This window comes from Pseudarthrobacter ribosi (assembly GCF_055412865.1).
The window spans coordinates 49,335-72,206 of sequence record NZ_JBVAYZ010000022.1; the positions used below are offsets into that span (position 1 = coordinate 49,335).

Annotated in this window: 25 protein-coding genes; 20 read left to right on the top strand and 5 right to left on the bottom strand. The window is 69.6% G+C overall.

Annotated elements, in window-relative coordinates; translation table 11 throughout:
- The first annotated feature begins 135 nt into the window (after positions 1–135).
- From ACZYZ5_RS17455 to ACZYZ5_RS17485, 7 genes are all read left to right on the top strand, one after another.
- On the top strand, positions 136–1,143 hold the full coding sequence (locus ACZYZ5_RS17455; RefSeq protein ID WP_463903428.1) for a tetratricopeptide repeat protein: 1,008 nt from the start codon (positions 136–138) through the stop codon (positions 1,141–1,143).
- A complete protein-coding gene (locus ACZYZ5_RS17460) occupies positions 1,143–2,243 on the top strand; it encodes an NADH:flavin oxidoreductase/NADH oxidase (RefSeq protein ID WP_463903430.1) in 1,101 nt (366 codons plus the stop codon). The genes ACZYZ5_RS17455 and ACZYZ5_RS17460 overlap by 1 nt, the downstream gene beginning before the upstream one ends.
- A 77-nt stretch (positions 2,244–2,320) precedes the next feature.
- Positions 2,321–3,127 carry an ABC transporter ATP-binding protein gene (locus ACZYZ5_RS17465; RefSeq protein ID WP_463903432.1) on the top strand — a complete coding sequence of 269 codons (807 nt, stop codon included), beginning with the start codon at positions 2,321–2,323 and terminating at the stop codon, positions 3,125–3,127.
- Positions 3,109–4,680 carry a transporter gene (locus tag ACZYZ5_RS17470; protein ID WP_463903433.1) on the top strand — a complete coding sequence of 524 codons (1,572 nt, stop codon included), beginning with the start codon at positions 3,109–3,111 and terminating at the stop codon, positions 4,678–4,680. Before ACZYZ5_RS17465 ends, ACZYZ5_RS17470 begins: the two co-directional genes overlap by 19 nt.
- A gap of 106 nt (positions 4,681–4,786) precedes the next feature.
- On the top strand, positions 4,787–5,569 hold the full coding sequence (gene nagB / locus ACZYZ5_RS17475) for a glucosamine-6-phosphate deaminase (RefSeq protein ID WP_463903434.1): 783 nt from the start codon (positions 4,787–4,789) through the stop codon (positions 5,567–5,569).
- Positions 5,570–5,659: 90 nt separating this feature from the next.
- A complete protein-coding gene (locus tag ACZYZ5_RS17480; RefSeq protein ID WP_463903461.1) occupies positions 5,660–5,968 on the top strand; it encodes a DUF3039 domain-containing protein in 309 nt (102 codons plus the stop codon).
- A 220-nt stretch (positions 5,969–6,188) separates the two neighbouring features.
- Positions 6,189–7,973: a DEAD/DEAH box helicase gene (locus ACZYZ5_RS17485; RefSeq protein ID WP_463903435.1), complete on the top strand. Its 1,785-nt coding sequence runs from the start codon at positions 6,189–6,191 to the stop codon at positions 7,971–7,973.
- Positions 7,974–8,090: 117 nt separating this feature from the next.
- On the opposite strand, the gene ACZYZ5_RS17490 is transcribed toward ACZYZ5_RS17485, so the two are convergent.
- The 3 genes from ACZYZ5_RS17490 to ACZYZ5_RS17500 all read right to left on the bottom strand — a co-directional run bounded on the left by ACZYZ5_RS17490 (position 8,091) and on the right by ACZYZ5_RS17500 (position 10,598).
- Complete coding sequence (locus tag ACZYZ5_RS17490; protein WP_463903437.1) at positions 8,091–8,441, bottom strand: hypothetical protein; 351 nt, start codon at positions 8,439–8,441, stop codon at positions 8,091–8,093.
- Positions 8,442–8,580: 139 nt separating this feature from the next.
- Positions 8,581–9,270 carry an isochorismatase family protein gene (locus tag ACZYZ5_RS17495; protein WP_463903438.1) on the bottom strand — a complete coding sequence of 230 codons (690 nt, stop codon included), beginning with the start codon at positions 9,268–9,270 and terminating at the stop codon, positions 8,581–8,583.
- A complete protein-coding gene (locus ACZYZ5_RS17500; protein WP_463903439.1) occupies positions 9,270–10,598 on the bottom strand; it encodes a nicotinate phosphoribosyltransferase in 1,329 nt (442 codons plus the stop codon). The genes ACZYZ5_RS17495 and ACZYZ5_RS17500 overlap by 1 nt, the downstream gene beginning before the upstream one ends.
- Positions 10,599–10,635: 37 nt before the next feature.
- Here ACZYZ5_RS17500 and clpS point away from each other — a divergent pair, with 37 nt between their 5' ends.
- From clpS to rdgB, 6 genes are all read left to right on the top strand, one after another.
- On the top strand, positions 10,636–11,004 hold the full coding sequence (gene clpS / locus ACZYZ5_RS17505; protein ID WP_463903440.1) for an ATP-dependent Clp protease adapter ClpS: 369 nt from the start codon (positions 10,636–10,638) through the stop codon (positions 11,002–11,004).
- Complete coding sequence (locus ACZYZ5_RS17510; protein WP_463903442.1) at positions 10,997–11,557, top strand: DUF2017 domain-containing protein; 561 nt, start codon at positions 10,997–10,999, stop codon at positions 11,555–11,557. Before clpS ends, ACZYZ5_RS17510 begins: the two co-directional genes overlap by 8 nt.
- 147 nt (positions 11,558–11,704) lie before the next feature.
- A complete protein-coding gene (murI, locus tag ACZYZ5_RS17515; RefSeq protein ID WP_463903443.1) occupies positions 11,705–12,760 on the top strand; it encodes a glutamate racemase in 1,056 nt (351 codons plus the stop codon).
- Positions 12,757–13,554, top strand: coding sequence for an MBL fold metallo-hydrolase (locus tag ACZYZ5_RS17520; RefSeq protein WP_463903445.1), 798 nt, complete (start codon positions 12,757–12,759; stop codon positions 13,552–13,554). The genes murI and ACZYZ5_RS17520 overlap by 4 nt, the downstream gene beginning before the upstream one ends.
- 79 nt (positions 13,555–13,633) lie before the next feature.
- On the top strand, positions 13,634–14,392 hold the full coding sequence (rph, locus tag ACZYZ5_RS17525; RefSeq protein ID WP_463903446.1) for a ribonuclease PH: 759 nt from the start codon (positions 13,634–13,636) through the stop codon (positions 14,390–14,392).
- Complete coding sequence (gene rdgB, locus ACZYZ5_RS17530) at positions 14,389–15,078, top strand: RdgB/HAM1 family non-canonical purine NTP pyrophosphatase (protein ID WP_463903447.1); 690 nt, start codon at positions 14,389–14,391, stop codon at positions 15,076–15,078. The genes rph and rdgB overlap by 4 nt, the downstream gene beginning before the upstream one ends.
- A gap of 104 nt (positions 15,079–15,182) precedes the next feature.
- Here the strand turns inward: rdgB and ACZYZ5_RS17535 are convergent, their stop codons facing one another.
- A complete protein-coding gene (locus tag ACZYZ5_RS17535; RefSeq protein ID WP_463903463.1) occupies positions 15,183–15,950 on the bottom strand; it encodes a VTT domain-containing protein in 768 nt (255 codons plus the stop codon).
- Between the two features lie 136 nt (positions 15,951–16,086).
- Between ACZYZ5_RS17535 and ACZYZ5_RS17540 the strand changes: the two genes are divergently transcribed.
- Entirely contained in the window at positions 16,087–17,106 is a 1,020-nt protein-coding gene (locus tag ACZYZ5_RS17540; protein ID WP_463903448.1) for a 3'-5' exonuclease, read from the top strand.
- 80 nt (positions 17,107–17,186) lie between these two features.
- The gene (locus ACZYZ5_RS17545; protein WP_463903449.1) at positions 17,187–17,723 is read left to right on the top strand and encodes a DUF4395 domain-containing protein; all 537 of its coding nucleotides are present in this window, start codon (positions 17,187–17,189) and stop codon (positions 17,721–17,723) included.
- Positions 17,724–17,771: 48 nt separating this feature from the next.
- Here ACZYZ5_RS17545 and ACZYZ5_RS17550 read toward each other — a convergent pair whose 3' ends face one another.
- Positions 17,772–18,887 (bottom strand): ADP-ribosylglycohydrolase family protein, encoded by a 1,116-nt coding sequence (locus ACZYZ5_RS17550; protein WP_463903450.1) that lies wholly within the window; start codon positions 18,885–18,887, stop codon positions 17,772–17,774.
- Positions 18,888–18,958: 71 nt separating this feature from the next.
- Between ACZYZ5_RS17550 and ACZYZ5_RS17555 the strand changes: the two genes are divergently transcribed.
- From ACZYZ5_RS17555 to ACZYZ5_RS17575, 5 genes are all read left to right on the top strand, one after another.
- On the top strand, positions 18,959–19,315 hold the full coding sequence (locus ACZYZ5_RS17555; protein WP_463903451.1) for a YidH family protein: 357 nt from the start codon (positions 18,959–18,961) through the stop codon (positions 19,313–19,315).
- Positions 19,312–19,674 (top strand): DUF202 domain-containing protein, encoded by a 363-nt coding sequence (locus ACZYZ5_RS17560; protein ID WP_463903453.1) that lies wholly within the window; start codon positions 19,312–19,314, stop codon positions 19,672–19,674. Before ACZYZ5_RS17555 ends, ACZYZ5_RS17560 begins: the two co-directional genes overlap by 4 nt.
- A gap of 72 nt (positions 19,675–19,746) precedes the next feature.
- Positions 19,747–20,763, top strand: coding sequence for an MIP/aquaporin family protein (locus tag ACZYZ5_RS17565; protein WP_463903455.1), 1,017 nt, complete (start codon positions 19,747–19,749; stop codon positions 20,761–20,763).
- A gap of 67 nt (positions 20,764–20,830) precedes the next feature.
- Positions 20,831–22,009 (top strand): exonuclease SbcCD subunit D, encoded by a 1,179-nt coding sequence (locus ACZYZ5_RS17570; protein WP_463903457.1) that lies wholly within the window; start codon positions 20,831–20,833, stop codon positions 22,007–22,009.
- A partial coding sequence (locus ACZYZ5_RS17575) for an AAA family ATPase (protein WP_463903458.1) occupies positions 22,006–22,872 on the top strand: 867 nt, incomplete at its 3' end. The genes ACZYZ5_RS17570 and ACZYZ5_RS17575, both read left to right, overlap by 4 nt.

Consider the following 22,872-nt stretch of genomic DNA (forward strand, 5'->3'; position numbering starts at 1 on the left):
TCATCTAAAAAGTCACACGCAGCACCGGCAGAACCAGTGCCAACAGAAAAGACCCGGGCAGCAGGCCGGGTCTTTTCTGCTGCCCGGGCGCCTTCCGGTGGCGTCGGACCGGGCCGATATGGCTAGAGTGGAACCATGACTTCGCCAGCTTCCCGCCCGGTCCCGCCAGCTGCCGCCAACCCGCTCAACCTGCGGGGTGCGGTGGACCTGTCCTCCCTGAAACAGCGACCTGCGGCGCCGCCGGCCGCACCAGGAGCCTCCGGCGCACCCGGGTTGCCCGGAGCGCCTGCCGCGGGCAGCGGCGAGGCGGAACACCCCCGCCGTCCGCTGCGGGTTGACATCACCGAAGCCAATTTCCAGGAACTCGTGGAGCTGTCAGCCCAGGTCCCGGTCGTCGTTGCGCTGTGGGCGGCCTACTCGCCCGGCTCCGCCGAACTGGTCGACGTCCTCGAACGGACCGTGGACAGCTATGCGGGCCGGCTGGTCCTCGGCGCCGCCGACGTCGAAGTGTTCCCGCAGCTGGCCCAGGCCTTCCAGGTGCAGGCCGTTCCCACCGCCGTCGCCCTCGTCAACGGCCAGCCGGTACCCCTATTCCAGGGCGGCGCCGAGGAACCGCAGGTCCGCAGCCTGCTGGACGAACTGCTCAAGGTCGCCGCCGCCAACGGCGTGGCCGGACAGGTCGGCGCGGGCGGGCCCGCCGCCGAACCGGAGGCTCCGCCGCTGCCGCCCCTGCACCAGAAGGCGTTCGACGCCATTGAGGCCGGGGACTACGCTGCGGCCGCCGACGCCTACCGCCAGGCCCTCCTCGAAATGCCCGCCGACGCCGCGGCCAAGGCCGGGCTCGCGCAGGTGGAGCTGATGGGCCGGCTCCAGCCGCTCTCCGCCGCGGACACCGAGGCGCTGCGCCAGCAGGCCGCCACGGAGCCGGACAACCTCGAGGCCCAGCTCAGCGTGGCCGACGTGGACATCGCCGGCGGACACGTGGAGGACGGCCTCGGCCGGATCGTCGCGTTCATCGGCAGGAACTTCGGCCCGGAGCGGGAAACGGCACGGGTCCGGCTGCTTGAACTGTTCGACGTCGTCGGCACCGGCGACGACCGGGTGGCGAAGGCGCGCCAGAACCTTGCCCGGGTGCTCTTCTAGTGGGCTCCGCCCTGTTCACGCCGCTGGAACTGCGCTCCCTGCACCTGAAGCACCGCGGCTGGGTGTCTCCCATGTGCCAGTACAGCTGCGAGCCGGAAACCGGGGAAGGTGTGCCCAACGACTGGCACCTGATGCATCTGGGTTCTTTCGCCACCGGCGGGGCAGCCCTGATCCTCACCGAAGCCGCCGCCGTGAACGCCGCCGGGCGGATCAGCCCCCGGGACGCCGGGCTCTACAACGACGACCAGGCGGCAGCATGGGAACGGATTACCTCCTTCGTGCACCGTCACGGCACGGCGGAGACCAAAATCGGCACACAGTTGGCGCACGCCGGCCGGAAAGCCTCCTCCTACTGGCCCTTCTCCGGCAAGCAGGGCACCGTACCCGCCGACGACGGCGGCTGGCCCACCGTTGGTCCCGGCACGGGAGCCTTTGACGACTACGGGGCCCCCTCAGCGATGACGGAAGGGCAGATCGACGGCGTCATCGCCGACTTCGCTGCCGCTGCGGTCCGGGCTGTCGGAGCCGGCTTCGACACGATCGAAATCCACGGCGCCCACGGGTACCTGCTGCACCAGTTCCAGAGCCCGCTCGTCAACGACCGCACTGACCGCTGGGGTGGTCACGAGACCGGCCGAAACCGGCTGACCCTCGCCGTGGTCGATGCCGTACGCAACGTCATTCCCGACTCCATGCCGCTGCTGCTCCGGATCTCGGCCTCCGACTGGGCCGAGGGCGGCATCGACGTCGAAGCCTCGGTACGGATGGCCAGGACGGCCGCCGACCACGGCGTGGACCTCGTCGACGTTTCCAGCGGCGGGGCCGTCGCCTACCAGAAGATTCCGGTGGGACCGGGCTACCAGACCGGCTTCGCCGCCCGGATCCGGCGGGAATCAGGGGTCAAGACCGGAACCGTCGGGCTGTTGACCTCGGCCGGCCAGGCGGAACATGCCGTCGCCACCGGCCAGGCCGACGGTGTCTTCATCGCCCGTGCCGCACTCCGGGATCCGCACTGGTGGCTGCGGGCCGCGTTCGAGCTGGGCCAGGACGTGGCATGGCCGCCGCAGTACGAACGGGCCCTTCCCCGCCACTCCTTCTAAAGGAACGGGGGGTCCGCCGACAGGGGTACGCCTTGCGGACGATCCCTTCCGCACACCCGGGCGGTTAGTCTAACGACATGACTTTCGAGCAACCGCATCCGCCTGCCCCCGAAAACCAGGCGGGTCAGGCTGTCCCCGCCCTGTCGCTGCGCGGGCTCGCCAAGCGCTTCGGCGACAAGATTGCCGTCGACGGCATCAGCCTGGACGTTCCGGCGGGTTCCTTCTACGGGATCGTCGGCCCGAACGGCGCCGGCAAGACCACCACGCTGTCGATGGCCACCGGACTGCTGCGGCCCGAGTTCGGCACGGCGTTCGTGCACGGCGTGGATGTCTGGAAGCGGCCGCTGGAGGCCAAGAAGCTGATGGGCATCCTCCCGGACGGCGTCCGGCTCTTCGACCGGCTTACCGGCGAGCAGCTGGTCAGCTACGCCGGCCTGCTGCGCGGCATGGACAAGGACGTGGTGGCAACACGCGTCAGGGAACTGCTCGCCGCCCTGGACCTGGGCCCGGATGCCGGAACGCTGGTGGTGGACTACTCCGCCGGCATGACCAAGAAAATCGCCCTCGCCTCGGCGCTGATCCACGCGCCCCGGCTGCTGGTCCTGGACGAGCCGTTCGAGTCCGTGGACCCTGTATCGGCCGCCAACATCCGCGACATCCTGGACCGTTATGTGGCGTCCGGCGGCACCGTCATTGTCTCCAGCCACGTCATGGACCTGGTCCAGCGGATGTGCGACCACGTCGCCGTCGTCGCCGCCGGGCGGGTCCTCGCCGCCGGGACAGTGGACGCCGTCCGCGCGGGAGAGACGCTCGAGGACCGCTTCGTCCAGCTGGTCGGCGGCCGCAACCAGACGGAGGGGCTGGAATGGTTGCGCACCTTCTGAGGCTGAAGCTGACCCTGCTGCGCAACAGCGTCCGGCGCAGCCCGTGGCAGTTGGTGGGCCTTGGCATCGGCACCCTATACGCGCTCGGGCTCGTGGCGCTCGGCATCACGGGGCTGCTGCTCCTGCGCGGAGCGGATGCCGGCGTGGCGCAGACCGTCGTCGTGCTGGGCGGCGCCGCGGCGCTGCTGGGCTGGGCCGTCGTCCCGGTCGCTGCCTCCGCCGCCGACCTGACCCTGGACCCGGCACGGTTCACCACCTTCGCCGTGCCGATGCCGCAGCTGCTGACCGGGCTGGCCCTGGGCGGGCTGATCGGAATCCCGGGCACGGCGACCACACTGGTGGCGCTGGGCACCGTCGGGACCTGGTCCCGGAGCGTTCCCGGCGCGGCGGGCGCCCTGGTCGGGGCTGTCCTCGGGGTGCTGAGCTGCATTGTGCTGTCCAAAGTGGTCACCACCGCCACCGCGGGGCTGGCGAGTTCCCGCCGGTTCAAGGATGCCAGCGCCGTGATTTTCCTGATTCCGCTGATCCTGATGGGACCGATCATGGCGGGTGTCGCCGAGGGGATTAAGAGCTCTGGGGACTTCCTGACCGGACTGGCCCGGACGCTGTCCTGGACGCCGGCCGGTGCCGCGTGGTCCCTCGGCGGCGAACTGGCCGCGGGGACCTACGGTGCCGCGGCCATCAAATTCTTGATCGCGGTTGCCACGCTGGCCGGGCTCGCGCTGTGCTGGAAGCTCCTGCTGCAGCGGGCGCTCGTGACGCCGCCCTACGCCGGCACATCAAAAAAACGGGCCGGCGGGCTGGGCTTCTTCGCGCTGTTCCCCGCGACGCCGACGGGCGCGGTCGCGGCACGGTCGTTGAGCTACTGGCTCCGGGACCCCCGCTACGCCGGCTCTCTCGTCGTCGTGCCGCTGCTGCCGGTCCTGCTCCTGTTCCAGGCCGCCCAGACCGGATCCTACACAATGCTCCTCTTCGTCGGTCCGCTCACCGCCTTCCTGCTTGCCTGGTCCATCTCAACAGATGTCTCCTACGACAACACCGCCTTCGCGCTGCACCTCTCCACGGGAGTCAGCGGGGTCCACGACCGGCTGGGCCGTGCCGTGGCGTGCCTGGTCTTTGCCCTGCCGGCGGTGCTGGCGCTCAGCGTCCTGCCGTTCCTGTTCGGCGCGGACTGGCAGCTCCTGCCCGGTGTGCTCGGGCTGTCCCTGGGGGTGCTGTTCAGCGGGATGGGCCTGTCCTCGGTGGTGTCCGCGCGCTACACCGTCACCGTGCCGCTTCCCGGGGACAGCCCCTTCAAAAAGCCGCCGGGCAATGTGGCGCAGACCATGGCAGTGCAGTTCGGCGGCATGGGAGTGCTGCTTCTGCTCGCGCTCCCCGAAACGGCGCTGCTCGTGGCCCAGTTCGTCACCGGCAGCGCTGTCCCCGGCTGGATCAACCTGGTCCTCGGCCCGGTTCTGGGGCTCGCGTTGTTCGCCGCCGGGATCCGGCTGGGCGGGAGATGGCTCGACGCGCGCGGGCCGGAACTCCTGGCCCAGCTGGCCGTCAACCGCTGACCCGCGCGCGGTGGCCGGGACTGGGATACCCTGCCCCTAGGGCACGTCCGGCAACGGGCACGGGCCCAAGCAACGGGCACGGCAAGGCAACGGCAAAGGCAGGGCCATGGAAGTCGTCATTCTCTCCGGGAGCAAGCCGATTGCCGCCATCGCGGCGGATGCGGTCGAGGCGCTGCTCCGGCGCAGGCCCGACGCCGTCCTGGGCCTGGCGACCGGTTCATCCCCGCTGCCGGTCTATGACGAACTGGCGCTGCGGCACGATCGGGACGGCCTGGACTTTAGCCGGGCGCGCGGCTTCGCCCTCGATGAGTATGTGGGGCTGCCGGCCGGCCACCCGGAGTCCTACCGTGAGGTGGTCCGGCGTGAATTCACCGAGCGCGTGAACATTGACCCGGCGAACGTCCTGGGGCCGGACGGCTCGGCCGCGGACATCCCCGCCGCCTGCCGGTCCTTCGAGGACGCCCTGCGCGCGGCCGGGGGAGTGGACCTGCAGCTCCTGGGCGTCGGCACCGACGGCCACATCGGGTTCAACGAGCCCGGTTCGTCCCTTTCCTCACGGACCCGGATCAAGACGCTGATCGAGCAGACACGCCGGGACAATGCCCGGTTCTTCGGGAGCCTGTCCAACGTGCCGCACCACGTTGTTACGCAGGGGCTGGGAACCATCCTGGAGGCCAGGCATGTGATCCTTATCGCCACCGGCGCGCAGAAGGCCCAGGCGGTCCGTGACTTCGTGGAAGGACCGGTCGCCGCCATCTGCCCGGCTTCCGTGCTGCAACTGCACCGGCACGCCACAGTCCTGCTCGACGAGGCGGCGGCCTCGTCGCTGCGGCTCGCCGACTACTACCGGCACAGCTACGAGAACAAGCCGTCGTGGCAGGGCCTGTAGGGCCCAATGTTCGCGGCGACGCCGCCATGCCGCCGCCCGTCCGTCGCACCGCCGTCCGATCCAGCCGCTAAGATGGGTCTCATGAACAGCATGACCGATCCTCTCGAAAACGACCCGATGCGCGAGCTCTCCGGAGCCGGGACGTCGACGGCAACCATCGAGCGCGAGGAACTGCGCCAGGAAGTGGAACCCGGTGACCGGGAACGCTTCTCGCACTATGTCCGCAAGGAAAAGATCATGGAATCCGCGCTGTCCGGCGAGCCGGTCATCGCCCTGTGCGGCAAGGTCTGGACTCCGGGCCGCGATCCGAAGAAGTTCCCCGTCTGCCCGGAATGCAAAGAGGTCTATGAGGGCCTCCGCTCGGGCGGCGACGGCGGCAAGGGCTCCGGCGACAAGTAGCGCGGCCACACAAAGCGGCGATGCCAGGGCGTCGCGGGTCACCGCGCCCCTGGGTCTCAGGCATGCCGCCGTGCGCCTGGGACCCCTGTTCTCCCGGTGAATGATGCCCGGTCCATGCTGGCCGGCGATTGCTTACGGTTCATCCGACAAGATTGGTGTTTTTGTGCTTATTTGGGTTTCTCCGGTAGCGGCAGCAGTGCGCGGAATGGAGGGCACCTAAGTGACAGAGACACTTTTTGGCGGACCCGTGCTTCCTCCCGCGTATCCCGAGCGGGCAGCCTGGGGCACGGCGCCGAAGCTCCGTGCCTGGCAGCAGGAGGCCCTGGACAGCTACTTCACCACCCATCCCAGGGACTTCCTTGCGGTAGCGACGCCCGGCGCCGGTAAAACCACCTTTGCGCTCCGGGTGGCCTCCATGCTGATCGAGGCCAACGTCGTCAACCGCGTCACCATCGTCGCGCCCACGGACCACCTGAAGCGGCAGTGGGCCGACGCCGCCGCCAAGGTGGGCATCGCCATCGATCCGAACTTCAAGAACGCCGACGGCCAGCACGGCCGCGGCTTCATCGGCGTCGCGGTCACCTACGCGCAGGTGGCGAGCAAGCCGATGCTGCACCGGGCCAAGACCGAGGCGGCCCGCACCCTTGTCATCCTCGACGAAATCCACCACGGCGGCGAGGCCCTGTCGTGGGGCGACGGACTCCGCGAAGCCTTCGAGCCCGCGGCACGCCGGCTTGCACTGACGGGTACGCCGTTCCGTTCCGACACCTCGCCGATTCCGTTCGTGGAATACGCTGAGGACCGGGACGGGATCCGGCGGTCCAAGGCGGACTACACCTACGGCTACGGCAAGGCCCTCCGGGACCACGTGGTCCGTCCCGTCATGTTCATGGCCTACTCCGGGCAGATGCGCTGGCGCACCAGCGGCGGCGAGGAGATGGCGGCCTCGCTCGGTGAGTCGGCGGTGACCAAGGACGTCACCTCCCAGGCCTGGCGGACCGCGCTGAATCCCGCGGGCGAATGGATCCCCGCGGTGCTGGCCGGGGCGGACAAGCGCCTCAGCGAGGTGCGCCGGACCGTTCCCGACGCCGGCGGGCTCGTCATCGCCACCGACCATGAGGACGCGCGCGCCTACGCCGGGCAGCTGAAGAGGATCACGGGTGAGTCGCCGACGGTGATTCTCTCCGACGACACCAAGGCCTCCAGCAAAATCGAGGAGTTCACGGCCAGCGAGAAGCGCTGGATGGTGGCCGTGCGCATGGTTTCCGAAGGCGTGGACGTGCCGCGGCTCTCGGTCGGCGTGTATGCGACGTCCATCGCCACGCCGCTGTTCTTCGCCCAGGCCGTGGGGCGTTTCGTGCGTGCCCGGAAACGCGGCGAGACGGCGTCGGTCTTCCTGCCCTCCGTGCCGCAGCTGATGGCGCTGGCGAACTCGATGGAGGCCGAGCGGGACCACGCCCTGGACCGCCCGGAGAAGGAGGACGGCGACGGCCTGTTCAATCCGGAGGACTCGCTCATGGACGAGGCGAACCGCGAGGAGAAAGCCTCCGATTCGCTGACGAAGGGCAAGTTCGAGGCCCTTGATTCGCAGGCCTCCTTTGACCGCGTGCTGTTTGACGGCGGCGAGTTCGGCACCGGCGGCGAGGTCGGCTCGGAGGACGAGCTGGATTTCCTTGGGATTCCCGGCCTGCTCGACGCCGATCAGGTCGGCACGCTGCTGCGCCAGCGCCAGCACGAGCAGCTCAGCCGCAAGAACGCGCGCGCCCCGCAGGGTGCGGCGGCTGCTGCGGTACCGGCCGTGCCGGACCACCGCATGCTGATGGACCTGCGGACCGAACTGGCGAAGAATGTCGCGGCCTGGTCCGCGCGTACGGGCACGCCGCACGGCGTCATCCACACCAAGCTCAGGACGGTCTGCGGCGGCCCGGCGGTGGCCCAGGCCAACGAGGAACAGCTGCAGACCCGGTTGCGGAAGCTTCAGGACTGGTTCATCGGCCGGAAGTAGCTGCCGGCACACGCAGCTGCGGCACACACAAGGGACCGGGGTCGGACTGAACAGTCCGACCCCGGTCCCTTGTTTTTGCGACCTGTCGCGATTCCCGCCGACGAAGGCGTGCCGCCGCTATTGGCCGCCCGCGCCGCAGAGCTGGCTGAGGGCCTGGCCGGCAGCGGTGTAGCTGCCCTGCATCTCCTGGAGCTTGGTGGTGTCCGGAGTTTCCTTGGCCGACTCGTCCAGGAATTCGATGATGGAGTGCAGCGGAGCCTGGAGTTCCCCGGACGCGCTGGCCTCGATGGGACGGAGCCGGTTGGCGAGGCGGATCATCCCCGCCTTGTCATCGTTGGACGTCGGACCCGCGCCGACGGTCTGGACCCGGGCGCAGGTTTCGGCAGTGGTGTCTTGCGGGGCGGCCGAGCAGCCGGCAGCGCCGAGCAGGGCCCCGGCAACGATCAGGACGGTCAGGGTCTTCTTCATGGTGTACTCCGGGGTTCTTACGGGTCAGACGATATTGGCAGGGATTTCGAGTCTACTTCGACGGCACCGCTTTCCCGACAGCGCTCCGGCCGGGCGCCGCCACAATCCGGCAGGCAGCGCCACCGGGAGCGGCGGCCGTTCAGGCGATATCGACCCCGCCGAGTTCCATCTCCGCGATGGCGTCGTCGAGATCCTCGGCGATCCCGACGGTCAGATCCCGCAGCACTGTCACGGAGTAGCCGGCCTGCACCCCGTCCAGCGCGGTCGCCCTGACGCAATGGTCGGTGGCGATCCCGACGACCACGACGTCCTCCACGTCGTGGCTCTGCAGCCAGTCGTCAAGCCCGATCGTCTCCTCGCCAGCCGCGAAATCACTGCCGGCGAAGTCGCTGCCGGCGGCTTCGGCGTCGCCGGCTCCGCTGGCGGAAGAACTTCCGGCGACCGGCATGGCGCCGGGCTTCCGGTCCCCGGAGGGTACGGCGTCGTCCGGCGCGAGCAGTCCTTCAAAGCCCGAGTAGGCCGCGGTGTACTGGCCCTTGCGGAAGTAGGCCTGGATGTATTCGGTGTCGAGGTCCGGGTGGAGCTCGGCCCCGCGGGTTCCGGCCACGCAGTGCTTCGGCCAGCTGTCGACCAGGTCCGGGTCGTCCGAGAAGTGTGCGCCCGGATCGATATGCCAGTCCTGGGTCGCCACGACGTGGTCGAACTGTCCGTGGTGGGCGTCAACGTACTCGCTGATGGCCCCGGCGAGCGCCGCCCCGCCCTCGACGGCCAGGGAGCCGCCTTCGCAGAAATCGTTCTGGACGTCGACGATAATCAGGGCGCGGGACATCAGTTCTCCTCGTAGATGGTGGGGATGGCTGCTTCTCCGCGCTGCAGCCGGTTGACGACGGCGGGAAGCTCCTTCATGGTGTCCGCGTGGCGCTGGCGTGCGCGGAGCACACCCTCCGGGCCGGTCCAGCCCGGCAGGAGTCCGCCGTTCTTGACGAACTGCTGCAGCAGCGGCCGGTCATTCCCGTCGTCCTCCGGGCGGTGCCCGACGCCGACGATCTCCTGCGTGGCCGTGCCGCGCTCGTTGAGCTTGCGCAGCGCGTACTTGCGCCCTCCCTTGCTGGTCTTGTTCTTGGCGGCCTTGGCAACGGAAACGAAGTCGCCGTCGTCGTCCGTCCGGCTGACCAGCTTGTAGACCATGCTGGCCGTCGGGGCGCCGGAACCGGTCACGAGGGAGGTGCCGACGCCATAGGAGTCCACCGGGGCGGACTGCAGGGCGGCGATGGCGAACTCGTCGAGGTCGGAGGTGACGATGATGCGGGTCCGCTCATTGCCCAGCTCGTCCAGGAGCCGGCGCACCCACTGCGCCTGCGCCACCAGGTCGCCGGAGTCCAGGCGCACCGCACCCAGCTTGTCGCCGGCCAGTTCGACGGCGGTGCGCACCGCCGCCTCGACGTCGTAGGTGTCCACCAGCAGCGCGGTGCCGGCGCCCATCGAGGCGATCTGCGCCTCGAAGGCCTCACGCTCGGTGTCGTGCAGCAGGGTGAAGGAGTGTGCGGCCGTGCCCACGGTCTTGAGCCCGTAGCGCAGGCCTGCCTCCAGGTTCGAGGTGCTGTCGAAGCCGGCGATGATGGCGGCGCGGGCAGCGGCGACGGCGGATTCCTCCTGGGTGCGGCGCGAGCCCATCTCCACGCAGGGGCGGCTGCCGGCCGCGGTGATCATGCGCGAGGCCGCCGAGGCGATGGCGCTGTCGTGGTTGAGGATCGAGAGGATGTAGGTCTCGAGGATGCAGGCCTCGGCGAAGGTGGATTCGACGATGAGGATGGGGGAGTTCGGGAAGTACGCTTCGCCCTCCGCGTAACCCCAGATGTCGCCGGAGAAGGAGAACCCGGCCAGATAGTCCAGGGTCTCCTCGTTGACCACCTTGGTGCGGCGGAGGAAATCGATTTCGGTGGCGCCGAAGCGGAAGTCCGCGATGCCCTCCAGCAGCCGGCCGGTGCCGCCCACAATGCCGTAGCGGCGCCCGTCCGGCAGGCGCCGGGCGAAGGCCTCGAACACTGACTTGCGGTGGGCGGCGCCGGAATGCAGCGCGGCCTGCAGCATGGTCAGCTCGTAATGGTCGGTGTACAGGGACGTGCGGGGACGGTCCCAGCCAGCTGATGAACTCACGAATTCACTCTAGTGCGCATCCCCATAGAATGGACAGATGACCCTCAGCGTTGCGCTCGGCCCTGACACCCAGGAGAGCACCCAGACCGGAACAGTGACGTCGACAGATGTCCTGTCCGCCCCTGACATCCCTTGGAACCTCGTGATCTGGAACGATCCGGTGAACCTGATGAGCTACGTGAGCTACGTGTTCCGCAGCTACTTCGGCTACTCCGAGGCCAAGGCCAACAAGCTCATGCTCGAAGTCCACAAGAAGGGCCGCTCCATCGTCGCGCACGGCAGCAAGGAGCAGGTGGAGCAGCACGCGGTCGCGATGCACGGCTACGGCCTCTGGGCCACCGTGGAAAGGGCCACCGGCGGCGGCTCGGGTTCGGGATCAGGCAAGGGCAAAGGAAAACGTGGCTAAGGCATTCAAATACGGCGTCAAGGGCATCACCGGCTACCTGGAACCGGCCGAACGGGAACTGCTGCGCAGCCTCTTCGGCGACGTGGTGTCCATGCTAGAGCCGGAAGAGCGCGCCAACCAGGACCCCCTCGCCGCGCTCGTCGGACTCGACGCCGAGGCCCGCGAACCCTCGGACCGTGCCCTGCGCCGGCTGCTCCCGAACGTCTCGAAAAACGACGACGCCGCCTCGCTGGAGTTCCGCCGGTACACCGAGCGGTCGCTGCGCGAAAGTAAGATCGGTGCGCTGAAAGCCGCGTCCCTCGGACTGGACAAAGAGGAGCTGGTCCTGACCCCGGCCGACGCGCGGCACTGGTCCGTGGCGCTCAACGACGTCCGGCTGGTGCTGGCCGAACGCCTGGACATCCGCGACGACGAGGATGCCGGGCACGTGCACCTGATGCAGGACTGGTCCCAGGCAGAGGACGTCGACAGCTACCTGGCCCTGGTCTACAACTTCACCACCTGGCTGCAGGAATCCCTGGTCCAGGCGATGCTGCAGTCGCTGGAGACGTAAGTCGCATCTGCCCCGAAATCGCCGGATACTTTCGGAATCGCCGGAAGGATACGGCGAACGGGCAGGTTTCCGGCGAATTCGGGGCCGGAGGGGGCGGGGCCCCAGGGCCGTGTGACACATTCGACATGAGTCGGACGACACAATGAGATGGCCGCACCCCCGGCTAAGCCCTATCCTCGAATAATCATGACTTCAGCATCGAGCATGGATCCGGCAGCGGGAGCTGTTGCGGACTCCCCAGCGAGCAACAGCGCCAGCAGCCAGATGGGATCGCGTCCCATCGGTGTGTTTGATTCCGGCGTCGGCGGACTCACCGTGGCCCGGTCCATCATCGACCAGCTGCCCAACGAATCCATCCTCTACGTCGGCGACACGGCCAACGGACCCTACGGTCCGCTCCCCATCGCCGAGGTCCGGGCCAACGCCCTGGGCGTGATGGATGAGCTGGTGGACTCCGGCGTGAAGCTGCTGACCATCGCGTGCAACTCCGCGTCCGCCGCCGTGCTGCGCGACGCCCGGGAACGCTACACCGCCCGTTACGGGATCCCCGTCATCGAAGTGATCCAGCCGGCCGTGCGCCGCGCCGTCGCCGCCACCCGCAGCGGCCGGGTCGGGGTGATCGGCACCTCGGCCACCGTCGGCTCCCGCGCCTACGAGGACACCTTCGCGGCCGCCCCGGACCTGCACATCACCTCCGCGGCCTGCCCCGCCTTCGTGCCCTACGTCGAGGCCGGCATCACCACCGGGGTGGAACTGCTTGCCGTCGCCCGCGAATACCTGGAGCCGCTCCGGGCCGCCGGGGTGGACACCGTGGTGCTGGGCTGTACGCACTATCCGCTGCTTACCGGCGTCATCTCCTACGTGATGGGGGAGGACGTCACGCTCGTCTCCAGCGCCGAGGAGACGGCCAAGGACGTCTACCGGGCCCTCGCCTCCCGCGGGCTGGAACGGACCGACGCCTCGGCGCCGTCCCACAATTTCATCGCCACGGGGGACGCCGCACAGTTCGAGCACCTCGCCCGGCGCTTCCTCGGACCCGAGGTGCTCAGCGTCCGCCACGTGGACCACGTCGCCGCCCAGTACCCCACGGGCAGCCTGGCCCGGATCACGCCGGAAATGATCGCCGCCGCGCAGGCCGGCGCGGGCCGCCCCCGGATCTCCAACTTCGTGGGCGGATCCGCGGGCGGGGGACCGCTGCTGTGAAGCTGACGATCGTGGGCTGTACCGGATCCTTTCCGGGGCCGGGCTCGCCGGCGTCGTGCTACCTGCTGACCGCCAGCGACGGCGAGCGGAACTGGAAGATCGTCCTGGACCTCGGCAGCGGCGCGCTCGGCGCCATCCAGCGCTACACGGACCTTGAGGACATTGACGGGATCTTCCTCACCCACCTGCACCCGGACCACTGCATGGACCTGTGCGGGCTCCACGTCGCGGTGCGCTGGAAGCCCGGCGGCTGGGGGCGGGGCAGGATCCCGGTCTGCGGGCCTGCCGCCACCGCCGACCGGATGGCCACGGCCTACGGCCTGGAACTGGATCCGGGCATGCATGAGGAATTCGACTTCAGCAACTGGTCCGAGCGCAAGCCCGTGACGATGGGCCCGTTCACGGTCACCCCGTACGCCGTCAACCACCCGGTGGAGGAGGCCTACGCGCTCCGCGTGGAGGTCACCGAACCGGACAAGGACGGGAACCCCGTCACCCGCGTGCTGAGCTATTCGGGCGACACCGATTCCTGCAGCGGGCTGGAGGACGCGGCCCGCGACGCCGACCTGTTCCTCTGTGAGGCGGCGTTCGAGGAAGGCCGCGACGACGGCATCAAGGACGTGCACCTGACCGGCAAACGGGCCGGGGAGGCTGCTGTCGCCGCCGGCGCCCGGCGGCTGCTGCTGACCCACATCCCGGTCTGGACGTCCCCGACAACCGTCATGGCCGAGGCCAAGGGCGTCTTCGGGCAGCACGTGGCTGTGGCCGTGGCAGGCGTGCATTACACGATTTGACCGAAGTCCTAGGGACCGGAAAGTCCGGACGGGCCGGGGTGTGCTCATTCGGTGCGGTCAGGGTCGATAAGCTGGAGGCATGACTTCCGAAGCCCTGACTGCCCCCATCATCCGCGCCGATGGCCGTACCCCCGATCAGCTCCGTCCGATCAGCATCACCCGCGGCTGGTCCAAGCAGGCCGAGGGATCGGCCCTGATTGAGTTCGGCAACACCCGGGTGCTGTGCACCGCCTCCCTCACCGAGGGCGTCCCGCGCTGGCTCAAGGGCGAGGGCCGCGGCTGGGTCACGGCCGAATACGCCATGCTGCCGCGCGCCACCAACACCCGCTCCGACCGCGAGTCCGTCAAGGGGAAAATCGGCGGCCGCACGCATGAGATCTCCCGGCTGATCGGCCGTTCGCTGCGTTCCATCATCGACACCAAAGCCCTAGGGGAGATCACCATCGTGCTGGACTGCGATGTCCTGCAGGCCGACGGCGGAACCCGCACCGCGGCCATCACGGGCGCCTACGTGGCGCTGGCCGACGCCATCCGCTTCGCCCGCGAGAACAAAATGATCGCCCGCAACGCTCAGCCCCTGGTCGACACCATCGCCGCCGTCTCCGTGGGTATCATCGACGGCGTCCCGATGCTGGACCTGCCCTACGTGGAGGACGTCCGGGCCGAGACCGACATGAACGTCGTCGTCACCGGCTCCGGCAAGTTCGTCGAAGTCCAGGGCACCGCCGAGGGCGCACCCTTCGACCGCGACGAGCTCAACAAACTGCTCGACCTCGCGCTGATGGGCACCGGGCAGCTCGCCGCGATCCAGCGCGAAACCCTGGCGGAGGCCCCGTGACAGCGGGCCCTGCCGGGCAAGAAACAGCCCGGCATGGCGCCCCGCCGGTGCTGGTGCTCGCCACGCACAACCAGGGCAAGCTCCGGGAGCTTCGTGAACTACTGCGCGGGCAGGTGCCCGGCCTCGACGTCGACACCCAGGTGGTTGATGCGGGCGCAGTAGGCGCCCCTGACGTCGCCGAGACCGGTGTGACCTTCGCCGAGAATTCGCTGCTCAAGGCGCGCGCGGTGGCACAGGCGACCGGGCTCGTGGCGATCGCCGACGACTCCGGCCTCGCCGTCGACGTGCTCGGCGGGGCGCCCGGCATCTTCTCGGCCCGCTGGGCGGGCCGCCACGGGGACGATGCCGCCAACCTGAGGCTGCTGCTGGACCAGCTGGCCGACGTTCCCGACGAGTACCGCGGCGCCGCGTTCGTCTGCGCCGCGGCGCTGGCGGTCCCGGGTTCCGCCGCAGGTTCTGCCCCTGGCGAGGGCCGGGAAGTCGTGGAGTACGGGCAGCTCGAGGGCACGCTGCTGCGCGAACCCCGCGGGGCCGGCGGCTTCGGCTACGACCCGGTACTGCAACCCAGCGGCCTGGACCGCAGCTGCGCGGAACTGAGTCCGGCGGAGAAGAACGCCATCAGCCACCGCGGGCACGCGTTCCGGGCGCTGCTCCCGGCGATCGTGGAGGCGCTGTCCGGGAGGTAGCCCCGCCCGCGGCAACACGTGCGTTAACAATGGAAGGCGCCCCACACTGTGGGGCGCCTTCCATTTTGGGCTGTTGTGTCCTGACCGCTTGTCCGGAACGGGAGTTACGGGGTCTTGCGTTCCTCTTCGGGCTCGTGCTCCTCGATGAACTCCTCGACGAGGTCCGTGCCGTACTTGTCGGCCTGGCGCTTAGCGATGAAACCGCGGGCGACCTCAATGCCAATCGGGATCACGGAGACCAGGACGATCACGATGAAGATGATGTCCAGGTTTTCGCGGACCCAGGGGAAGGTGTCGCCCAGCAGGTAGCCCAGCAGGGTGACGCCGCCGCCCCACAGCACCGCGCCGACGACGTTGAAGAAGAAGAACTTGCGCTTGTCCATCTGCGCGACGCCCACGATCACCGGGACGAAGGTCCGGATGATCGGTACGAAACGGGCCAGGATCAGGGCCTTGCCGCCGTGCTTCTCGAAGAAGGCGTGGGCGCTCTCGACGTTTTCCCGCTTGAAGAGCCGGGAATTGGGCTTGTTGAAGATGGCCGGGCCGGCCTTGGATCCGATCAGGTAGCCGATCTGGTTTCCGATGATGGCTGCGATGATGATCAGTCCGACGAAAGCCCAGATGTTGAACTTGATGGTCCCGGTGGCCACGAGAAGTCCGGCCGTGAACAGCATCGAGTCGCCCGGCAGGAAGAAGCCGATCAGCAGGCCGGTCTCAGCGAAGATGATGCCGCAGACCAGCAGCACAACCCAGGGCGCGAGGGCGGGGTCGGCCAGGAAGACCTGGGGGTTCAGCCAGTCGGGCAGGAACGAGGCCAGCTGCGGCTGTACCGGGCCTGCACCGCCGATCGTGGACACGGCAAAGTCGCTCAAAGCTAAAAGGTTCACCTGTCAAGGGTACCGGACGGCCGCCGTCGGGCGCTTCCGGGAGGGGGCGCAGACGGCGTCATGTGGGCGGCGCGGGCGCGGGCGGTGCGGGCCGGCCGGAATCCGGCAGTAATGTTGGAGCGTGGGTTTGGACTTTACGGCGATCGACTTTGAGACCGCGAACGGCTTCCGCGGTTCACCGTGCGCTGTTGGCCTGAGCAAGGTGCGCGGCGGTGTGGTGGTCGAGGAGGCCTCCTGGCTGATGCGGCCGCCGGAAAACCACGACCGCTTCGACCACCACAACGTCCGGATCCACGGCATCAGGCCTGAACAGGTGGCCGGGCTGCCGCGCTTCGGTGAGTTCTTTCCGGAGATCGGCGCCTTCATCGGCGGCGACGTGCTCGCAGCCCACAATGCCGCCTTCGACCTCGGTGTGATCCGCTCCGGCCTGGAGGTCTCCGGACTTGCCGGCCCGGCTTATGACTACGTCTGCACGGTGATGCTCTCCCGCCGCTGCTACTCCCTGGTGTCCAATTCCCTGCCCTACGCGGCCGAGGAGGCCGGAGTTCCGCTGGTCAACCACCACGACGCCGCCGAGGACGCGCGGGCCTGCGCCGGGATCCTGATCGACATTGCCGCGCGCAACGGTGCCGGCAGCATCGCGGAGCTGTTCCTGTCCCTGGGGCTGGCAGTGTCCCGCCAGCCGGCGTTCGATCCGCTGCGCGACCCGCTCTCCAAGGCCAGCCAGTCAGCCCTGGATGCACTCGCCGGCGGACCGGCCTCGGCGGCTCCGGTCCGCGCCTACCAGCCCGGCTGGCCGGAAGAGGGTGCCAACCCGCTGCCGAACGCAGTCGCCGAGCCCGGCCACCCGTTGTTTGGCCAGACCGTGGTGTTCACCGGCGAACTCGCCATCCCCCGTCCCGAGGCGAAGAACCGTTCCGCCGAGCTCGGCGCCAGGCCGGAGAGCCGGGTCACGGCCCGCACCACCGTGCTGGTGGTGGGGGACGGGTTCGTGGCCGCCGACCTGCGCTCCGGCCGCCTCACCGGCAAGGCCCGGCGCGTGCTGGAGCTGCACGAGCGGGGCCAGCGAATCGAGGTCCTCTCAGAGGGCGAGTTCCTGCAGATGGTGGGCGGCCACGTCGCTTCCGCGGCGATTGCCTGACCCTGCCGGCCGAGGGCTCCCGGGGTCATACTGCGCAACAATCATTCCGCCCGGGGCGGGCCGGCTCCTAGCCTTGGACGATGAGCAAACTGACCCCGGCACCTCCGGCACCCGCGCCTGCCCGGGATGAAATCAGCTGGCGGACGGTCTTCGCGTTTCCGAACCCGGTCAATGAGTATGCGGCCCGCATCACTGCCGGGCTCGTGGTGCTGCTGTCGGTGGTGACGCTGCTGACCGGCTTCGGCTGGTTACTGGCCGTCATCGCCGCGGGGTTCTGGCTGCGCGTCCTGTTCGGCCCGCGGATCTCACCGCTAGCCCTGCTGTCCGTGAAGGTTTTGACGCCGCGGCTGGGGAAGACCCGGCTGGTCCCGGGCCCGCCGAAGCGCTTCGCCCAGGGCATCGGCGCCGCCGTGTCCACCGCGGCCGCCCTGCTGCTGGCCGCGGGCCAGGCGCCGGCCGCCTGGATCCTGCTCACGGTCCTGATTGTCGCGGCATCGCTGGAAGCGTTCGCGGGCTTCTGCCTCGGCTGCGCCATCTTCGGCTTCCTGCAGCGCCGCGGGCTGATCCCCGATGACGTGTGCGAGGCCTGCAACAACATCTCGCTCCGCCGCCCCTGAGCGCCGGGGCCGCCCCGCCCGCGCACCGGCGGGCGGGTCCATTGCGGGTCAGGCGCCGGTGACCGCCGCCAGCCGCGACGCCATGCCCCTGATGACCTCCGGGGCCTCCAGCGCTTGTAGCCACTGCGCGGGAAGGCAGTCCTCCCCGTAGAACGTGCCCAGGATGTTGCCGGCCATCGAGGCCGTGGAGTCGCTGTCGCCGCTGTGGTTCACCGCGACGGCGACGGCCGCGCGGAAGTGGGCCTCCGGGTGCCCGGCAGCCGCCGTCGGACCCGGCTCGGTGGCCAGGACCGCGTACAGCGCGAAGGCGAGTGCCTCCTCCGCCACCCACCCTTCGCCAAGCTCGCGGACCAGGTCCTCGGGCTCCAGCACGACGCCGGCGGTGCCAAGCCGGACGGCGGCCTCCAGCCTTGCGACAACAGCGGGGTCGGGTTCCTCACCCTTGCGCAGGTGGCTGGCGTCCAGCTGCCCGAGGGCGTAGTCCGCTGCCTCGCGCAGGCCCTGCCCGGCGGTCAGGGCATGGATGACGAGGCTGAAGATCCCCGCGCTCTGCCGGGCCGCGGGGTGCCCGTGGGTGAGCGAGGCCGCGTCGGCGCTGAGCTTGTAGATGGCGTCGGCGGCGATGTAGGGAATGAGGCCAAACGGGGCAGAGCGCATCACCGTGCCGCATCCCTTGGAGTCCGGGTTGACCGGCCGGAAGAACGTTCCCATCGCTCCGGTGGCCAGTCCGCTCAGGCAGGCGTTGCCCGGGGCGCGGCGATGCTTGAGGACGCCGTGGGAATCGATCCAGCGGGGCGGCTGGAACGGCGCCGCCTCCGGGACCGGAACATCCTGGGTGGCGAGCCAGCGCAGGTACGCCAGCCACAGGCACGCGTTCGTGTCCGCGGCCACGCCCGAGTTGGCCCACTCCAGCGCCTCCAGCAGCCCGTCCACGGTGTAAAGCGTGAGCTGCGTGTCGTCCGAAAAGTGGCTCCCGCCGTCGAGCGCGGAAAAGTCACGCAGCCCGTCCGGGCCGAACCTCCCGCGGATGGTGGAGATGTCGTCGAATTCGACCGCGTACCCCAGCGAATCACCCAGCGCGCCGCCCAGCAGGCACCCGTGGATCCGGGAGGCGTGCGACGGGGCTGGGGACAGCGCGGGAGTAGTGACGGGCTCGTTGCTCATGACTTAGAATTTTACCCCGGACCCATGGCGGCTTCGGTGCAACAAGTCCACACCGGAACAGCAGGCGACCAATGCGCGAACCAGCATGGCGTAAGACCGGATCCACCCCCGATTACCGGTTCTCGCTCGCCAACGAAACGACGTTCCTCGCCTGGATCAGGACATCGCTGGCCCTGATCGTGGGGGCCCTTGGCATCGACCAGCTGTTCCCGGATATCGCTCCCGGCCCGCTCCGGATCGCCATCTGTGTTGCGCTGGCGTTCATCGGTGCCCTCCTGGCCGTCGTGGCCTACCGCCGCTGGGGGCAGATGGAAGAGGCCATGCGCAACGACCGCGAGTTGCCGTTCTCCGGGGTGATGCTCGTGATGACCGTTGGAGTGGCGGCCGCGGCGTTCATCCTGGCCGTGCTGCTCCTGGTGGCACGGTGAGTGGCGCGGCCGTCCGGGACCCCGGGCTGCAGCCGGAGCGGACCTCCCTGTCCTGGAGCCGGACGCTGCTGGCGCTCTTCGCGGCCGACGTGCTGATTTGGCGCAGCTGGGCGGTGGCGGCATCCGCGCCCGCCCCCGGCCCCGCCACCTGGGCAGGGGCGGGAACCACCGACTATCTGGGGGTCTGTGCCCTGGCGGCGGTGGTGGCCACTGCGGTGCTCTGCCTTTGTGTCCTGGCCCGGGCACGGCAACTCCGGCACTCCTCCTACGCGCCGCCGCCCTCCCTCATGCGCTGGGCCGCCGCCGGCGTCGTTGTGCTGGGCGGCACTGCCGTCGCCGCGATTGCGCTGGGACGCTGAGCCCGGTTCCAGCCAACGTCCAGACTCCGCTGACAGACTGCTCGCTGACCCCAAGCAAAGGAATTCCCGCACATGATCACGCCTGCGTCAGCCCCCGCGTCACCCGACCGGCCGGCCGCCACCTCCGACCCGGCCCGTCCCGGGCTGTGGGCACGGCTGTCCGCCGAGGCCTTCGGGACCTTCTTCGTGGTGGTCGCCGGCCTGGGCGTTCCGCTGTTCACCATCCCGCAGTCGAACCCGCTCTCCGCCGCACTGGCCGCGGGACTGGCGCTGACCGCCGCGATGCTGGCGTTCGGGTACCTCTCCGGCGGGCACTTCAATCCCGCGGTGACGGCGGGAATCGCCATTGCGGGCCGCCTCCGGCCCGCCGCCGCCGCGGCGTACGTGGGCGCGCAGCTGGCGGGCGCACTGCTCGCCGGGGTGACGCTCTTCGCGCTCCTGCGTACCGTGCCCAACATCGCCGACACGAGGACCGCCTTTGACACGGTGACTGCCGGGTTCGGTGAGAATTCGATCATCCAGGTCCCGCTGGTCGGGGTGCTGCTGATCGAGGTGCTCGGCGCCGCCCTGCTGGTGGCCGTCTATCTGGGCACCACGTCGGCCCGGAACCCGTCGCGGCTCGCGGCGCCGTTCGCCGTCGGCCTGACCATGGCCGTGCTCCTGCAGTTCGGCCAGGCGCCCGGCAACACGCCCTTCAACCCGGCCCGCGCCACGGCGTCGGCGCTCTTCAGCAGCCCCGACGCGCTCGGGCAGCTGTGGCTCTTTTGGGTTGCCCCGCTGGTGGGCGCGGCCCTGGCAGGACTGGTGTTCCGCGGCTTCGCCCTGTCGGCGCCGGCTGCGGTTCCGGCGCCGGGCACGGCTGGCACAGCGGACACGGCTGATGCGGTGGACGAGGACGACGCCCTCCTGGCCGAGTCCGGCGTGCCCGAGCTCAAGGAGGTGGCCGTGACGCCGGCGGGCACGGCAGCCACGGCGGCACCCGCAGGCCGCACGGCAGGCGACACGGCCGGCCGGGCCCGCAATGCCGGCCAGGCCCGCGATGCCGGCGACGACGAGGCCCGCGACTTCTTCGACAAGCGCGGCGAATGATCCGCACCCCGCACCGGTCCCGGTGCGGTGGCGCAATCCTGTCGGTGCCAGCCGATACCGTAGGAACATGCGGTTATTGCACACTTCGGACTGGCATCTGGGCCGGTCGTTCCACGGCGTCGGGATGCTTGATGCCCAGCGCGGGTTCATCGACCAGCTCGTCACCTTCGTCCGCGACGAGGCAATCGACGTCGTCCTGATCGCCGGCGACGTCTACGACCGCGCCCTGCCCGGAGTCGACGTCGTCCGCCTGCTCGACGACGCCCTGGTGGGTCTGACCGGCGCCGGCGCCCAGGTCGTGCTGACCAGCGGCAACCATGACTCAGCCATCCGGCTCGGCTTCGCCTCCCGGCTGCTGGAGCGCGGGGGAGTGCACCTGCGCACCCGGCTCACCGAACTGGACCAACCGGTGCTGTTTCCGCTCGACGCCGCTGATCCGGACGCCGGACCGGTGCTCGCCGTCTACGGCATTCCCTGGCTGGAACCGCGGCTCGTGTCCGAACAGCTCGGCGTCGACACCGCCAGCCACTTCGAGGTGACCCGGGCCGCCACCGCCCGGATCCGCGCCGACCTCGCGGCCCGGGCCGGAACCCGGACCGTCCATTCCGTGGTGCTCGCCCACACCTTCGCCAGCGGCGGCATCAGTTCAGACAGCGAACGGGACCTCAGCATCGGCGGCGTCGGCGCCGTCCCGCTGGACCTCTTCGACGGCTTCGGCTACACGGCGCTGGGGCACCTGCACGGCCGGCAGGAACTCTCTCCCGCCGTCCGCTACTCCGGTTCGCCGCTCGCGTATTCCTTCTCCGAGGCGCAGCACAAAAAAGGCAGCTGGCTCGTGGAGGTCGATGCGGCCGGCATCGGGGAAATCCGCGAGGTGCTCTGGGCGGCGCCCCGGACCCTGGCCGTGCTGCGCGGCAAACTGGAGGAACTGCTCACGGCCAAGGACCACGCCTGGGCCGAATCCGCATACTGCCAGGTCACCCTGACCGACGCCCAGCGCCCGGCGCAGGCGATGGAACGGCTGCGCTTGCGGTTCCCCGACACCCTGGTGCTGGGGTTCGACCCGGAAGGTGCCGGCGCCGCCGCCAAAACCAGCTACAGCAGCAGGCTTGCCGAGGCCGAGGACGACCTGTCCGTCTGCTGCGGTTTCCTGGAACACGTCCGTGGCCGGGCGGCCGACGACGGCGAGGCGACGGTGCTCGCCGAAGCCCTGGAATCCGTGCGTCTGGAAGGAATTTCGCTGTGAGGATCCACCGTCTCGAGATTTCCGCTTTCGGACCTTTCGCCGCCACCGAACACATCGATTTTGACCGGCTGAGCGCCCACGGGCTGTTCCTGCTGAACGGTCCCACGGGGGCCGGCAAGACCAGCGTCCTGGACGCCATCTGCTTCGCGCTCTACGGTTCCGTGCCCGGGGAGCGCCAGGACGGCAAACGGCTGCGCAGCGACCACGCCGAGGCCGCGGCCGAGCCCCGCGTCACGTGCGAGTTCTCCGCCCGCGGGCGGCACTTCGAAGTCTCCCGTTCCCCCGCCTGGGACAAACCCAGCGCCCGGGGCCGGAACGGGTTCACCGTGCAGCAGGCCAATACCTTGCTCCGCGAACGCGTCGACGGCGAATGGATCGAAAAGTCCGGCCGCAACGACGAAGCCGGCGCGGAGATCACCGACGTCCTGGGCATGAACCGGGACCAGTTCACCCGCGTTGTGATGCTCCCGCAGGGCGACTTCGCCGCCTTCCTGCGCTCCAAAGCCGCCGACCGCCTCGAGCTGCTGCAGAGCCTCTTCGGCACCCAGCGTTTCGAGGCCGTGGAGCAGGAACTCGGCCGGAAGGCCCAGGCCGCCCGCGCCGAGGTCGCCAGCCTCAATAATCAGCTCGAGCTCCTCCTCGCCCAGGCGGAATCCGAAACGGCAACGCTGGAGCTCGACACCGCCGCTGCCCCGGACCGGGCCGACCCGGACTCCTTCCTCTCCTGGCTCCAGCTGCAGGCCGGCACCGCCGCGGAGCAGCGCCGCGCCGCCGCGCTGGAGGCCGAGGCACTGCGCGCCGGCCGCCTGTCCGCCCGGGACACCGCGACGGCGCGTGCCGCCCGCCAGGCCAAGCTGGCCGCG

Excerpts from the sequence above, each read along its gene's own strand:
- ACZYZ5_RS17550 (WP_463903450.1), bottom strand. The coding sequence starts at position 18,887 with ATGAGCAACGAGCCCGTCACTACTCCCGCGCTGTCCCCAGCCCCGTCG.
- nagB (WP_463903434.1), top strand. The coding sequence starts at position 4,787 with ATGGAAGTCGTCATTCTCTCCGGGAGCAAGCCGATTGCCGCCATCGCG.
- ACZYZ5_RS17470 (WP_463903433.1), top strand. The coding sequence starts at position 3,109 with ATGGTTGCGCACCTTCTGAGGCTGAAGCTGACCCTGCTGCGCAACAGC.
- ACZYZ5_RS17570 (WP_463903457.1), top strand. The coding sequence starts at position 20,831 with ATGCGGTTATTGCACACTTCGGACTGGCATCTGGGCCGGTCGTTCCAC.
- ACZYZ5_RS17495 (WP_463903438.1), bottom strand. The coding sequence starts at position 9,270 with ATGTCCCGCGCCCTGATTATCGTCGACGTCCAGAACGATTTCTGCGAA.
- ACZYZ5_RS17465 (WP_463903432.1), top strand. The coding sequence starts at position 2,321 with ATGACTTTCGAGCAACCGCATCCGCCTGCCCCCGAAAACCAGGCGGGT.
- ACZYZ5_RS17545 (WP_463903449.1), top strand. The coding sequence starts at position 17,187 with ATGAGCAAACTGACCCCGGCACCTCCGGCACCCGCGCCTGCCCGGGAT.
- ACZYZ5_RS17480 (WP_463903461.1), top strand. The coding sequence starts at position 5,660 with ATGACCGATCCTCTCGAAAACGACCCGATGCGCGAGCTCTCCGGAGCC.
- ACZYZ5_RS17555 (WP_463903451.1), top strand. The coding sequence starts at position 18,959 with ATGCGCGAACCAGCATGGCGTAAGACCGGATCCACCCCCGATTACCGG.
- ACZYZ5_RS17565 (WP_463903455.1), top strand. The coding sequence starts at position 19,747 with ATGATCACGCCTGCGTCAGCCCCCGCGTCACCCGACCGGCCGGCCGCC.
- clpS (WP_463903440.1), top strand. The coding sequence starts at position 10,636 with ATGACCCTCAGCGTTGCGCTCGGCCCTGACACCCAGGAGAGCACCCAG.
- rph (WP_463903446.1), top strand. The coding sequence starts at position 13,634 with ATGACTTCCGAAGCCCTGACTGCCCCCATCATCCGCGCCGATGGCCGT.
- murI (WP_463903443.1), top strand. The coding sequence starts at position 11,705 with ATGGCCGCACCCCCGGCTAAGCCCTATCCTCGAATAATCATGACTTCA.
- ACZYZ5_RS17455 (WP_463903428.1), top strand. The coding sequence starts at position 136 with ATGACTTCGCCAGCTTCCCGCCCGGTCCCGCCAGCTGCCGCCAACCCG.
- ACZYZ5_RS17490 (WP_463903437.1), bottom strand. The coding sequence starts at position 8,441 with ATGAAGAAGACCCTGACCGTCCTGATCGTTGCCGGGGCCCTGCTCGGC.